Origin of the sequence: Pseudomonas graminis, assembly GCF_900111735.1 — a bacterium.
GTDB classification, from domain to species: Bacteria; Pseudomonadota; Gammaproteobacteria; order Pseudomonadales; family Pseudomonadaceae; genus Aquipseudomonas; species Aquipseudomonas graminis.
In genome coordinates, this window is the sequence record NZ_FOHW01000006.1 from 128,864 (window position 1) to 143,071 (window position 14,208).

Here is a 14,208-nt window from a genome sequence, read left to right on the forward strand (position 1 = left end):
CGCACCACCGAGCGGGCTACACCATAAAAAGCCCGCCTCTAAAAAAGCAGCAATCGGGAGCTTCAAACGTGAAAAAAGCCAGCACCGCTGTATTCGCCTTATCCGTCCTCGCCATCAGCGTCGCGGCCCAGGCAGAGCCGACCAGTCAGGAATTCGTTCCGACCACACTGGCCACCAGCAACCTTCAGGGCGAAGCCAAGGGCTTTCTGGAAGACTCGAAACTGACCGGTTCGACCAAGAACTGGTACGCCAACGAACTGTTGCGTCGTGGCGGCGAGTTCACCCGCAAAGAGAACGGCGTCGTGGTCGACAGCGACCCGCGCCGGATCAACTGGGTTCAGGGCACCATCGTTGACTACAGCTCGGGCTTCACCCAGGGCACTGTCGGTTTTGCCACGCAAATGGCGGTCTACAACGCCGTTGCGCTGGACCGTGACAAAGACGACCTGATGGGCGGCGCCAACCGTACGCTGACCGAGAACAACGGCGACCCTGTCGGGCAGTGGAGCAAGATGGGCCTGGCCAACATCAAGGCGCGCGTTTCCAACACGACCCTGACCGCCGGCCGCCAGTCGATGAACACCCCGGTGCTGGCTTACATCGGCAACCGTGCGCTGCCTTCGAGCTTCGAAGGTGTGAGCATTCTGAGCGAAGAGTTCAACAACATCTCTTTCCAGGCCGGCAGCTTTGATCGCGTGTCGCCACGTACCGAGCAGAGCCTGACCAAGTTCCGCTCCGAGTACACCAACAACACCGCCACCGCTGACCGCGTTGACATCGCAGGTGTGGATTACAAACCGTTCAAAAGCCTGACCACCAGCTTCTACGGCTCCAATGTCCAGGACTTCTGGCATCAGTACTACTTCTCGGCTTTGCACGAAATAGGCGATACCGACGTACTGGGCCTGAGCACCAACCTGAACTACTACAAGACCAAGGATTCCGGTCAGGCTAAAATGGGCAAGATCGACAACGACACGTACAGTCTGTCGTTGACCGCCACTCACAAAGCCCACAGCTTCAGCGTGGCGTACCAGCAAGTCTTCGGCGACACGTATTTCGATTACCTGCACGACACCAACGCCATCTTCCTGTCCAACTCCCTTCTGTCGGACTTCAACGGACCTAACGAGAAGTCGGTGCAATTGGGCTACCTGTTGAACATGGCCGACTATGGCGTGCCGGGCTTGAAGTTCAACATCTACCAGGCTCGCGGGTTCGACATCGACGGCACTCATTACAAAGGCACCGCTTACGATGTCCGCGGAATGGACGGCGAGAAGCACTACGAATACGGTGTCGGCACGTCGTACACCCTGCAGTCCGGCCCGCTGAAAGCCTCGACCATGCGTGCGACCTACACCACCCACCGCGCGAGCGAAAACCAGGCTGATGGCAACATCAACGAGTTCCGTGTGGTCACCACGATTCCGTTCAACATCATGTAATCAGCACGATCGGGCCCCAAGGTGCGGTTTAGACCGAACTTCGGGGCCCGATACCGACTCACTAATGGCTTCATCACTTGCGGAGTGTGTTACTTGAAATCAACATTCAAACTCGCAACATTGCGCAGCGCGATCGCACTGGCGGTATTCAGCGTTGCGGTCGGCGTATCGGCCAAGCCTCTGGTGGTCTGCACCGAAGCCAGCCCGGAAGGTTTCGACACGGCGCTCTACACCACCGCCGTGACCGCCGATGCGTCGGCGGAAACCATTTACAACCGTCTGGTGGATTTCAAGCCGGGCACCACAGACATCGTTCCGGCGCTGGCTGAGACGTGGGAGATCAGCGATGACGGACTGACCTACACGTTCCATCTGCGCAAAGGCGTAAAGTTTCACACCACCGAATACTTCAAACCGACCCGTGACATGAATGCCGATGACGTGGTCTGGAGCTTCCAGCGTCAACTGGACCCCAACCACCCTTGGCACAAACAATCGATGGTCGGCTATCCGTACTTCGAGAGCATGGGTTTCAAAGAGCTGCTCAAGAACGTCGAGAAAGTCGACGACAGCACCGTCAAGTTCACCCTGACTCGCCGCGAAGCGCCATTCCTGGCGGACGTCGCCATGGCTTTCGCCTCGGTGTACTCGGCGGAATACGCCGATCAGTTGCTCAAGGCCAACAAGACCGACAACCTCAACAGCCAGCCCATCGGCACTGGTCCGTTCGTCTTCCAGCGCTATGCCAAGGACGCTCAGGTTCGCTTCAAGGCCAACCCGGATTATTTCCGTGGCAAGCCGCCGGCTGACACCCTGATCTTCGCAATCGCCACGGACAACAACGTGCGCCTGCAGAAGCTAAAGGCCAACGAGTGTCAGATCGCCCTGTATCCAAAGCCGGACGACATCCCGAGCATCAAGAAAGACACCAACCTCAAGGTTGATGAGCTGAACGCGATGACCACCGCGTACATCGCCATGAACACCACGCACAAATACATGAGCGACGTGCGGGTGCGTAAGGCGATCGAGATCGCGTTTGACAAAGAAGCCTACGTCAACGCGCTATTCGGCAAAGGCAACGCCACCGTCGCGGTGAACCCGTACCCGGACACCCTGCTGGGTTACAACAAAGACCTGAAAAACCCTGCCCATGATCTGGACAAGGCCCGCGCCTTGCTCAAGGAAGCCGGCGTTCCTGAAGGCACCGTGCTGACGCTGTTCACACGCAACGGCGGCGGTCCGACCAACCCGAACCCGATGCTCGGCGCACAAATGATGCAGGCCGACCTGGCCAAAGTCGGCATTAAGTTAGATATACGCGTCATGGAATGGGGCGAAATGCTCAAACGTGCCAAAAACGGCGAACACGACATGGTGTCGGCCGGCTGGGCAGGTGACAATGGCGACCCTGATAACTTCCTGACCCCGAACCTCAGTTGCGAGGCCGCCAAAAACGGCGAAAACTACGCGCGCTGGTGTAATCAGAAGTTCCAGACGTTGATCGATCAGGCTCGGGAAAAAACCGACCCGGCCGAACGCGCGTCGCTCTACGAGCAGGCTCAAGTGATCTTCAATCAGGACCTGCCGTGGATCAGCATGGCCCACACCAAGATGTTCACCGCAATGCGCAACAACGTGGAGGGTTACCACATCAGCCCTCTCACCACTAATAACTTCGCTACCACCCAAGTGAAGTAGAAGAAGAATCCGGCGGGCTCTGCTACCCAGAGACCCGCCGGTACCTGATGAGGTACACGAGAAGATGTTTAGTTTTATCGCTCGCCGAGTGGGGTTGCTCATACCCACCTTCTTCGGCATCACCTTGCTGACCTTCGCCCTGATTCGCCTGATTCCTGGCGACCCTGTCGAAGTCATGATGGGTGAACGCCGGGTCGATCCGGAAATGCACGCCCAAGCCATGGAACGTCTTGGCCTGAACAAACCCCTTTATGCGCAATACATCGATTACGTCGGCAAGCTCGCCCATGGCGACCTGGGCGAATCGCTGCGTACGCGCACGAGCGTGTGGTCCGAATTCACTTCGCTGTTCCCGGCAACCCTGGAACTGTCGATTGCGGCGCTGATCTTCGCAGGCATCCTCGGGCTGCTCGCCGGTGTGATTGCGGCATTGAAGCGAGGGTCCCTGTTCGACCATGGGGTCATGGGTATCTCCCTGGCGGGGTACTCGATGCCGATCTTCTGGTGGGGCCTGATCCTGATCATGTTCTTCTCGGTATCGCTGGGCTGGACCCCGGTATCGGGTCGTATCGATCTGCTCTACGACATTCCCCCCAAAACCGGTTTCATGCTGATCGACACGCTGCTCAGCGATGAAGAAGGTTCGTTCATGGACGCTCTGCGTCACCTGATTCTGCCGGCCATCGTGCTGGGCACCATCCCGCTGGCGGTCATCGCCCGGATGACCCGCTCCTCGATGCTCGAAGTCCTGCGTGAAGACTACGTGCGCACCGCCCGTGCCAAAGGCCTGTCGCCGGCTCGCGTGGTGTTCGTTCACGGCCTGCGCAACGCGCTGATCCCGGTACTGACGGTGTTTGGTCTGCAAGTGGGCACGCTGCTGGCCGGTGCGGTTCTGACCGAAACGATCTTCTCCTGGCCGGGCATCGGCAAGTGGCTGATCGAAGCCATCGGCGCCCGTGACTACCCTGTCGTGCAGAACGGCATCCTGCTAATCGCCTGCCTGGTGATTCTGGTCAACTTCGTGGTGGACATCCTCTACGGCTTTGCCAACCCACGCATTCGTCATCAGCGCTGAGATCCCTTTTTATGAGCACACCTACTCCCGTAGTAGCAGTCGATCCAAGCCTGCTCTACCCGTCCGTTTACAAAGAGTTCTGGCAGCACTTCGCCAAGAACAAAGGCGCCGTCGCAGGCCTGGCCTTCATGCTGGTGATCGTGTTCTGCGCCCTGTTCGCGCCGTGGGTAGCCCCCCATGACCCGAGCGAGCAATACCGCGATTTCCTGCTGACCCCGCCGGTCTGGCTTGAAGGCGGTCAATGGCAGTTCCTGCTCGGCACCGATGAACTGGGCCGCGACCTGCTGTCGCGTCTGATACAGGGTTCGCGCCTGTCGCTGCTGATCGGTTTGTCGTCCGTAGTGATGTCGCTGATTCCGGGGATCCTCATGGGTCTGCTGGCCGGTTTCTTCCCGAAAATCCTCGGCCCGACCATCATGCGTCTGATGGACATCATGCTGGCGTTGCCGTCGCTGCTGCTGGCTGTGGCCATCGTCGCGATCCTCGGCCCTGGCCTGATCAACACCGTCATTGCCATCGCCATCGTTTCCCTGCCGTCGTATGTGCGTCTGACCCGTGCAGCGGTCATGGGCGAACTGAACCGTGACTACGTGACCGCCGCGCGTCTGGCCGGCGCAACGCTGCCGCGCCTGATGTTCATCACCGTGCTGCCCAACTGCATGGCGCCGCTGATCGTTCAGGCCACCTTGAGCTTCTCCTCGGCAATCCTCGACGCTGCGGCGCTGGGCTTCCTGGGTCTGGGTGTACAACCGCCGACGCCTGAGTGGGGCACCATGCTCGCTTCGGCCCGGGACTACATCGAACGTGCCTGGTGGGTGGTAAGCCTCCCGGGTCTGACCATTTTGCTCAGCGTGCTGGCAATCAACCTGATGGGCGACGGTCTGCGCGATGCGCTGGACCCGAAACTCAAGAACGCCGCCTGAGGACGTCCGAATGTCTCTTTTAAACATCAAGAACCTCAACGTGCGCTTTGGCGACGCCACGGCCACCCCGGTGGTCGACGGCCTGGATCTGGCCGTCGACAAGGGCGAAGTGCTGGCGATCGTGGGCGAATCGGGCTCGGGTAAATCCGTGACCATGATGGCGCTCATGGGCCTGATCGAGCACCCCGGCATCGTCACCGCCGACGCTCTGGTCTTCGACGGCAAGGACATGCTGACGCTCAATGCGCGCCAGCGTCGCAAGATCGTCGGCAAAGACATGTCGATGGTCTTCCAGGACCCGATGACCGCGCTGAACCCGAGCTACACCGTGGGCTTCCAGATCAAGGAAGTGCTCAAGCAGCACTTGGGCCTGTCCGGCCGTGCTGCCCATCAGCGCGCACTGGAGCTGTTGCAGAAGGTGGAAATCCCGGGCGCCGCACAGCGTCTGGACGCTTACCCGCACCAGCTCTCGGGCGGCATGAGCCAGCGTGTTGCAATCGCCATGGCCATCGCCGGCGAGCCAAAGCTGCTGATCGCCGACGAACCGACCACCGCGCTGGACGTGACCATTCAGGCGCAGATCATGGATCTGCTGCTGGCCCTGCAAAAAGAGCAGGACATGGCGCTGGTGCTCATTACTCACGACCTCGCCGTGGTGGCCGAAACCGCCCAGCGGGTCTGCGTGATGTACGCCGGCCAAGCCGTGGAAGTGGGTCAGGTGCCGGGGTTGTTCGACGTCCCGGCGCACCCGTACAGCGAAGCACTGCTGGCGGCGATTCCCGAGCACAGCATGGGCGCCGCGCGCCTGTCGACGCTGCCGGGCATCGTTCCGGGTCGCTACGACCGCCCAAGTGGTTGCCTGCTGTCGCCGCGCTGCCCTTACGTCCAGGACAAATGCCGCCAGCAACGCCCGGGCCTCGACCCGAAAGCCCATAGTCTGGCGCGTTGCTTCTTTCCGCTGAATCAGGAGGTGGCGTGATGAGCGAAATCGTACTGACCGCTCGTGACCTTACTCGTCACTACGATGTGTCCCGTGGGCTATTCAAGCCCCATGCAACCGTGCGCGCGCTCAATGGCGTGTCGTTCGAACTCGAAGCTGGCAAGACGCTGGCGGTGGTCGGTGAGTCCGGCTGCGGCAAGTCGACGCTGGCCCGCGCGCTGACGCTGATCGAAGAGCCTTCTTCGGGATCGCTGAAAATCGCCGGTCAGGAAGTCACCGGCGCGACCAAAGCGCAACGCAAGCAGCTGCGCAAAGACGTGCAGATGGTGTTTCAGAGCCCGTATGCGTCGCTCAATCCACGGCAGAAAGTCGGCGATCAACTGGGCGAGCCCCTGCTGATCAACACCAGCCTTTCCGCCGCCGAACGTCGCGAGAAAGTGCAGGCGATGATGGCTCAGGTGGGTCTGCGTCCTGAGCACTACCAGCGCTACCCGCACATGTTCTCCGGCGGTCAGCGTCAACGTATCGCGCTGGCCCGGGCGATGATGCTGCAGCCTAAAGTGCTGGTGGCGGACGAACCGACGTCTGCCCTCGACGTGTCGATTCAGGCTCAGGTGCTGAACCTGTTCATGGACCTGCAGCAGGAGTTCAACACCGGTTACGTGTTCATCTCCCATAACCTGGCGGTGGTGCGTCACGTCGCCGACACGGTGTTGGTGATGTACCTCGGTCGCCCGGCCGAAATGGGTCCCAAGGACGAGATCTACAACCGTCCGCTGCACCCGTACACCCAGGCGCTGCTGTCGGCGACTCCGACGATCCACCCTGACCCGTCGAAGCCGAAGATCAAAATCGTCGGCGAGCTGCCCAACCCGCTGAACCCGCCGTCGGGCTGCGCGTTCCACAAGCGCTGCCCGTACGCAACCGAACGCTGCGCCGCCGAAGTGCCGGAGCTGCGCTGGGTCGACAACCGTCAGGTCGCCTGCCATTACGCGGAACAGTTTGTGGCGTGATGGTTGAGTAAGCAAAAGGCCGTTGCGTGTGAGCGCAACGGCCTTTTTTTGTGGCTTGATTTTGTGGCGTCTGAACCACGGCTTCGCGATAACGGATGAGTTGTTCCCGGCTGAACCCGGTCCTACTGAATGCACGCCACTTCACTGTAGGAGCCGGCTTGCTGACTCCTACAGGGAATCGCGTGCATTTAGCGGGACCGCCTTTAGCCGGGAATGAAACGCTTCCATCGTAGAAAGAACCACCTCAATAAACATCCCGCCGATACCGACCCTGCTCGATCAAATCCCGCACCGCGTCCTCACCCAACAACGCGTTCAGCGTCGCATCCACCCCGGCTGCCATGCCTTCCAGGCTGCCGCAGATGTAAATCACAGCGCCCTCAGCGAGCCACCGACGCAGCTCAACAGCCGCCTCACGCAACCGGTCCTGCACATAGATTTTTTCCGCCTGATCCCGGGAAAACGCCAGGTCCAGCCGGGCCAGATCGCCACTGGCCAACCACCCTTTGAGCTCATCGGCGCAGTGGAAATCGTGCGCACTGTTGCGCTCGCCAAACAGCAACCAGTTGCGCGGCTCACCTGCTGCGACGCGCGCCTTGAGCAAGCTGCGCAGGCCTGCCATTCCCGTACCGTTGCCGATCAAAATCATCGGCACCGACTCGGTCGGCAGGTGGAAACCACTGTTGCGACGCACCCGCAGACTGATCGCCCCGCCCACCGCGACATGCTCCGTCAACCAGCCCGAACACAGCCCAAGGCTGCCATCGGGGTGCAGCTCCTGGCGCACGATCAGCTGCAGCACACCGTCCTCGGGAATCGACGCGATCGAATATTCGCGCATCGCCAGCGGCACCAGCGCATCGATCAGCGCTTGCGCGTGCAAGCCCACCAGATGACTCCGATTGACCGGCAACTGACGCGTCGACAAGGCTTGGCCGAGTGTCTCGCTCAAGCCATCGACGGTGACCTGGGTGTCAGCAGCAATGCCCAGACCGGACAGGAACTGCTCGACCGCAGAGGCCGGGTTGCGCGGCAACACCTCCACCAGATCGCCGGCCTCCCAACGGATTGCCGAATCGCACGTCAGCCCAAGCAAGAACACCTTCGATCCTGCGCTTCCGGGGTTCAGCCATTCCCGGGCCACCAGCGTCCAGTTCTGATACTCCGGCGCTTGCCAGACCGTTGCTGGCGTCGAGCCCGTCAACTGGCCCAGTTGCTGTTGCCAGTGTTGCAGCGCCGCACCGTCGCCGCTGTCCACTTCCACCGGTGCGAACAGCGTGCGTCCGCCGCGCTCGGCCAGCCAGCCGTGCAACCGCTGAGCGAAACCGCAGAACTGCTGATACTGACGATCGCCCAGCCCAAGCACCGCGTAGTTGAGGTTCTCCAGCGCCAGCGGCCGACCCAATACCTTGCGCTCGAAACCACGGGCACTGTCCGGTGCCTCGCCGTCACCAAAGGTGCTGACGACGAACAGCGCGTTGCGGCTCTGATGCAGGTCGTGCTCGGTGATGTCACCCAGACGCTGCACCTTCACCGGCACACCGGCAGTTTGCAGCTGGCCGGCGGTTTGCCAGGCCAGTTGCTCGGCGAACCCGCTCTGGCTGGCGAAGCCGATCAACCAAGCCGCGCCCTGCTCGCCGGTCGTTGCTGACACTTCACCGCGAGCGTTGCGAATCTCGCGTTTCTTGCGACGACGGTCCAGGTACAGCAACCAGCCGGTGATGAAAAACAGCGGCATCAGCAGCGCGGCAACGGTCACGACGATGCGCCCGATCAGACCAAAATAGCTCCCGGTGTGCAGCGCGTAGTTGCTGACCAACAACTGCGCGCCGAAGCTTTTTTCGGAATAGCGCGACACCGCCTTGAGCGCGCCGTCGGCCGGATCGAGAGTCATCTGGTTCAACGCACGGGGGTGCGGCCCTGTTTTAAGGAGGTAAAACACCGTCGCCATCTGGCCCGGGGCCTGGGGCATGCGCAGGTTGTAGGTCTTGAGATCCGGGCCGGCAGCGCTCTGGATGGTCTGCCAGATGGCGTCATAGTCCGGCGCCGAGGCCGTGATTGCCTTGGGTGCCTCTTTCACGGCCGGGCCAGGACGCGGCCCTGCGCCACGGCGCTGTTCGCCCGCCACGGGAGGATCGCCAATCAGCTTGGTCATGCCGTTGCTGAACCAGTCGTAGGACCACATCAGCCCGGTGATCGCCAGCAGCAAATAGATGATCAGGCACCAGGTGCCGAACACCGAATGCAGGTCCCAATTAAAACTGCGTCCCTTCTTCGCCCAGTCCATGGTCAGCCAGACGCGCCAGTTCAGCGGCTTGCGCGGCCAGCGCAGATACAGTCCGGACAGGCAGAAGAACACGAGGATCAGTGTACAGGCCGCGGTGACTTGCTTGCCGTACTCCCCTGCGGCAAGGAATCGGTGCAGGTTGAGGATGAAGCCGAAGAAGTCCTGACCCATCGCGTCCTCGGTGAACGCGCCGGTGTAGGGGTTGAAGTTGTGCATCTCGCCGCGACGCTGGCCCGGCGGCGGTGTGAACCAGACCTGGGCGATCCGGTCGCCGCCGACATCGATGCGGAACATCGCTACCTTGTCTTTGCCCTGGGCTTCCACCTTGCTGACCATTTCGGCCAGTGACAGTTGACGGCCTTGGGGCTGCACGAACAGCACATCGGGGTTGAGCACGTCGAGTATTTCGTCCTCGAAGGAATACAGCGCGCCCGTGATCCCCATCAGGGCAAGCACCAGACCGGCCGTGATTCCGAAGAACCAGTGCACTTGAAACAGGACTTTCTTCAACACCCTCGACACCTCACTCACCCGCTACGGCGCGCATTATGCGCACAAACGGCATGCATTCTCATCTGTGGCTGATTCTTAATGCAAAATCCGTGGGAGCGACCGGGATGGCGCTCCACCTTGCTCGAAGAGGTTGGTACATCCACTGGATATCCAGCGGCCGAGCGTCCGCCTTCGCGAGCAAGCTCACTCCTACCGGTACTGACACGCCACCACTGTGCGGCCAGCGCAAATTCTGTAGGAGTGACGTGCCGCATCCGGATCAGAAGTGGAAGCTGGCACTCATCAGCGCGGTACGGCCTGCTGCCATGTGCGCGTAGTGGGTGGTGAAGACTTGGTCGTAATAACGCTTGTCGGTCAGGTTCTGCACGTTCAGCTGCAGGTCGACGTTCTTGGTCAGCGCGTACGTGGCCATGGCGTCGTAGCGCCAGTAGGACGGCACTTCCACCGAGTTGGCTTCGTTGCCGAAACGGGAATCGACGAAGGTTGCGCCACCGCCCACGGTCAGCTTCGGCATCAGCTCGTAGGTCGACCAGAAGTTGAAGCTGTTACGCGGCGTGCTCGGCATGTGATTGCCCTCGTCCGCCTTGCTGGTCGCGCTGACGATCTCGCTCTCCATGTAGGTGTAGCCGCCGTAGACTTTCCATTTGCCGGTGATGTTGCCGCTGTAGGTCAGCTCCAGGCCATCGACACGCTGCTCGCCGTCCAGCACCTGGAACGTCGCGTTGTCAGGATCGGTCACCCGTGCGTTGGTCTTCTCGGTGCGGAACAGCGCAGCCGTCAGCGACAGGTTGTCGTCGAAGAAGTCCCACTTGGTGCCCAGTTCATAGTTGCGGTTCTTCTCCGGATCGAGGTTGGCGTTGTTCGCCGCGATTTCCAGACCGCCATTGCCGCTGGTTTCACCCGACGGGTTGCTGGACGTCGACCATGCCGCGTAGATGCTGCCGTTCGGCAGCGGCTTGTAGGTCACGCCGACCTGGTAGTTCCACAGCTGACTGGTGTTCTCACGCTTGAAGCTGCCCGCGACCGAGCCTCGGCCACCGGTGCTGAAACCGCTGGAGCGCACGTCGTAATCGTCATAACGCAGGCCCAGGTTCAACGACCACTGCTCGTTGAATTTCAGCGTGTCGAACACATACGCCGCACTGGTCTTGGTGTCGGTATCGGTGTACGCCAGGCTGTCGGTGATGGTGCCGTTCCAGTCGTCTTTCGGCGACGGGTTGGCCAGGCTGGTGCAGTCACCCGACGCCAGCAGCGCTGCATTACAGGTCGATCCGATGGTCCCGCCGCTGGCGCTGAGCACGTTGTAGCCGCGGTTGTGGGTGTCCTGATAGGAAAACTCAAGACCGGTGACCAAGCTGTGCTGAACGAAACCGGTGTCGAATTTCGCCTGCAGGTCGGTCTGGTTGACGAAGCCGCTGGAGGTGGAATTGCGGCTCTTCGCCGAGCGCGAGACGAGGCCCCTGGCGACGTTGCCGCGGCTGTCGTCCGGGTTGGTGACGATGTAGTCCAGCGTCGAGCGTGACATGCGGAAGCTGTTGGAGATCGTCAGGTTATCGTTGAGGTCGTGTTCGAGGCGGATCGTGCCGCTGTCGTTGACGCTCTTGCGGTAGTCACGGTCGGTCAGGCCGTAAAAGTTGTTTTCGTTGACGTGGGCCGGCTTGTCGACCAAGTACTTGCTGCGACCGGGGGTGCTGGTCAGCGGGATGCCGTAGTCAGGCATGTCGTCCGTGGACAAATGGTAGTAATCGACTTTGAGCCGCGTGTCGGTGCCCAGACCGAATGCGAACGAAGGCGCAACGCCCCAACGGCTGTTGTCGACATAGTTGCGGCCAGCGACGTTGGAGTCATGCTTCATCAGGTTCAGGCGGAAGGCCGAGGTGTCAGTCATCTGCTTATTGACGTCGAGGGTGTAGCGCTGGGTCTGGTCCGAACCGAAGGTGTAGCCGCCGTTGAAGTCATCGCCCAGATGGGCGCCTTTGGTGACGAGGTTCAAGCTGCCACCCGTGGAGCCTGCGCCGGTGAACGCCGAGCCCGGGCCCTTGCTGACCTCGACCGATTCGACGTTGAAAATCTCCCGGCTCTGCGCCGCCACGTCGCGCATGCCGTCGATGAACACGTCGCTCTCTGCGTTGAAGCCACGAATGATCGGGCGATCCGCATTCGGGTTACCGCCCTCGCCCGCGCCAAACGTAATGCCGGGGGTGGTGCGCAAAGCGTCGGCCAGGCTCGTGGCCGCGGTGTCGCGGATGACTTGCTGCGGGATCACCGTGACGCTTTTCGGCGTCTCGCGCAGGGGCGCGGTGTACTTTTTCGAGGCAGACTCTTCGGTCTTGTAAGCCGTGTCGGCTCGCTCTCCGTCAATGTTGGTGGCCCCCAGATTCAGAGCATCCGATGCAGGTTCCGCAGCCTGCGCCACATGGGCGGCTGACATCGCGGCAAGGGCGACGCTGACGGCGCTGACGATGGAACGCTGTGAATGAGCGGTAACCGGTTGTGCTTGGCGCGACATTTTCCTTCCCCAAGGAAACAATAAGGCGGCGGAATATAGTTGAGACTGTTTCGCATTCGCAGAAAACTTACATTCTTTACACTTTCCCATTACTCAATTTTCACATCCACCCATTCACGCGCGCGGATGGTGTTTTACACGATCAATAAGAATCACTATCATCCGCCGCCTCATTCTTCTCGCAGGTCGCGATTCATGCTCCTACATATCCCCGGTCTGTTTTCACCCGAGGAGGTGCGACGCATCCGTCAGGCGCTGGAAGAAACTGAATGGGCTGACGGCAAGATCACCGCCGGGCACCAGTCGGCGAAAGCCAAGCACAACCTGCAATTGCCGGAAGGCCATCCGCTTGCCGTGGAGATTGGCGCGGCGATGCTCGAACGCTTGTGGCAGAACCCGCTGTTCATGTCCGCCGCCCTGCCCCACAAAGTCTTCCCGCCCTTGGTGAATTGCTACACCGGCGGGGGCAGTTTCGACTTCCACATCGACAACGCCGTGCGTCAGGCCAAGGGCAGCGCCGAGCGTGTGCGCACCGATCTGTCATCGACGCTGTTCTTCAGCGATCCAGAGGATTACGACGGTGGCGAACTGGTGATCCAGGACACCTTCGGCACCCGTCAGGTCAAGCTGCCGGCGGGTGACCTGCTGCTGTATCCGGCCAGCAGTCTGCACAAGGTCAACCCCGTGACACGGGGCGCGCGGTACGCCTCGTTCTTCTGGACCCAGAGCCTGGTGCGTGACGATGGCCACCGCACGCTGCTGTTCGAAATGGACGCGGCCATCCAGCAACTCGGCCGCGATGTGCCTGATCACCCCTCGCTGCTTCAGCTGACCGGCACCTATCACAACCTGCTGCGGCAGTGGGTCGAGGTCTGAGTCATGACCTGGAATCTGCGACGTGAAGAGGTGCTCGATGGCGACCAGTTGCGCGCCATGCTTGAAGACAGCCCGGCCAGTGCCGCACGGGCGATTCTGATTGCGGCGCAGGCCAATATCGTCGACGCCCAGGCGCTGCTCGGACAGATATTGCTCGACGGTAGCGGCATCGAATGCGATCCGGCGCTGGCGCTGGTCTGGTTTCAGATTGCGGCCCGTCGCGGACACGCCATGGCGCAGAACATGGCCGGCCGTTGCCACGAGCATGGGTGGGGCTGTGAGCCGGATGCCGCAAAGGCAGCCGAGCATTATCGCCTCGCCGCCGAGGATGGTCTGGATTGGGGCTTTTATAACTACGGCAATCTTCTGGCGACCGGCCGTGGGGTCAATAAAGACCAGGCTCGCGCGCTGGCGTGCTATCGCAAGGCGGCAGAACTGGGCCATGCCAAGTCGATGAACCTGGTGGGGCGTTATCTGGAAGAGGGTCTTTGCTGCGATCAGGATCTGGCTGGCGCTTACGACTGGTACCAGCGTTCGGCCGAAGGCGGCGACTTTCGCGGGCAGTTCAGTTACGCCGCAGTATTGGCCGAACAAGGTCGTATCCAGGAGGCCGTCAAATGGCTCCAAACCGCGTTGAGCATTGGCAATCTTAAATTCCTGCGCGTCAGTCGCCAGGTCCTCTTGCACGCAGTCCACCCGGAAATTCACAGGTTGGCGCTGGATTACCATGCCAAAGCGGCACACCTTGGGGACGAAACGGACGCTGCGACCTATCGTGACCTCTTGAACGCTCTTTAGTGGGCAATTGTAAGTTCTGCTTTCTAATACAGCCCAATGAAACCCTCGCAACGCTTCGAACGTGCTGGTTTCAGGGAGTTAGTCAGTAGTAACCTGTGAGCCGCTGGAATCTTCCTACAGATTCA

General features: G+C 60.8%; 10 protein-coding genes. 8 read left to right on the forward strand and 2 right to left on the reverse strand.

Annotation, left to right across the window (positions count from 1 at the left end):
- Positions 1–68 precede the first annotated feature (68 nt).
- The 6 genes from BMY98_RS06940 (at position 69) to BMY98_RS06965 (ending at position 7,100) form a co-directional block, all read left to right on the forward strand.
- A complete protein-coding gene (locus BMY98_RS06940) occupies positions 69–1,448 on the forward strand; it encodes an OprD family porin (RefSeq protein WP_074886549.1) in 1,380 nt (459 codons plus the stop codon).
- A 93-nt stretch (positions 1,449–1,541) separates the two neighbouring features.
- Positions 1,542–3,149: an ABC transporter substrate-binding protein gene (locus BMY98_RS06945; protein WP_074886551.1), complete on the forward strand. Its 1,608-nt coding sequence runs from the start codon at positions 1,542–1,544 to the stop codon at positions 3,147–3,149.
- Positions 3,150–3,213: 64 nt separating this feature from the next.
- Entirely contained in the window at positions 3,214–4,224 is a 1,011-nt protein-coding gene (locus tag BMY98_RS06950) for an ABC transporter permease subunit (protein WP_065990182.1), read from the forward strand.
- A gap of 11 nt (positions 4,225–4,235) precedes the next feature.
- Complete coding sequence (locus BMY98_RS06955) at positions 4,236–5,147, forward strand: ABC transporter permease subunit (RefSeq protein WP_074886554.1); 912 nt, start codon at positions 4,236–4,238, stop codon at positions 5,145–5,147.
- Positions 5,148–5,157: 10 nt separating this feature from the next.
- On the forward strand, positions 5,158–6,126 hold the full coding sequence (locus BMY98_RS06960) for an ABC transporter ATP-binding protein (RefSeq protein ID WP_065990186.1): 969 nt from the start codon (positions 5,158–5,160) through the stop codon (positions 6,124–6,126).
- The gene (locus BMY98_RS06965; protein WP_065990188.1) at positions 6,126–7,100 is read left to right on the forward strand and encodes a peptide ABC transporter ATP-binding protein; all 975 of its coding nucleotides are present in this window, start codon (positions 6,126–6,128) and stop codon (positions 7,098–7,100) included. Before BMY98_RS06960 ends, BMY98_RS06965 begins: the two co-directional genes overlap by 1 nt.
- 244 nt (positions 7,101–7,344) lie before the next feature.
- Here the strand turns inward: BMY98_RS06965 and BMY98_RS06970 are convergent, their stop codons facing one another.
- Both BMY98_RS06970 and BMY98_RS06975 read right to left on the reverse strand, forming a co-directional pair.
- Positions 7,345–9,897: a sulfite reductase flavoprotein subunit alpha gene (locus tag BMY98_RS06970; RefSeq protein ID WP_074886654.1), complete on the reverse strand. Its 2,553-nt coding sequence runs from the start codon at positions 9,895–9,897 to the stop codon at positions 7,345–7,347.
- A 262-nt stretch (positions 9,898–10,159) separates the two neighbouring features.
- The gene (locus BMY98_RS06975) at positions 10,160–12,409 is read right to left on the reverse strand and encodes a TonB-dependent receptor (RefSeq protein WP_074886557.1); all 2,250 of its coding nucleotides are present in this window, start codon (positions 12,407–12,409) and stop codon (positions 10,160–10,162) included.
- Between the two features lie 195 nt (positions 12,410–12,604).
- Between BMY98_RS06975 and BMY98_RS06980 the strand changes: the two genes are divergently transcribed.
- Both BMY98_RS06980 and BMY98_RS06985 read left to right on the forward strand, forming a co-directional pair.
- The gene (locus tag BMY98_RS06980; protein WP_074886560.1) at positions 12,605–13,285 is read left to right on the forward strand and encodes a Fe2+-dependent dioxygenase; all 681 of its coding nucleotides are present in this window, start codon (positions 12,605–12,607) and stop codon (positions 13,283–13,285) included.
- Between the two features lie 3 nt (positions 13,286–13,288).
- Positions 13,289–14,083 (forward strand): tetratricopeptide repeat protein, encoded by a 795-nt coding sequence (locus BMY98_RS06985; protein ID WP_074886563.1) that lies wholly within the window; start codon positions 13,289–13,291, stop codon positions 14,081–14,083.
- The last annotated feature ends 125 nt before the right edge of the window (positions 14,084–14,208 follow it).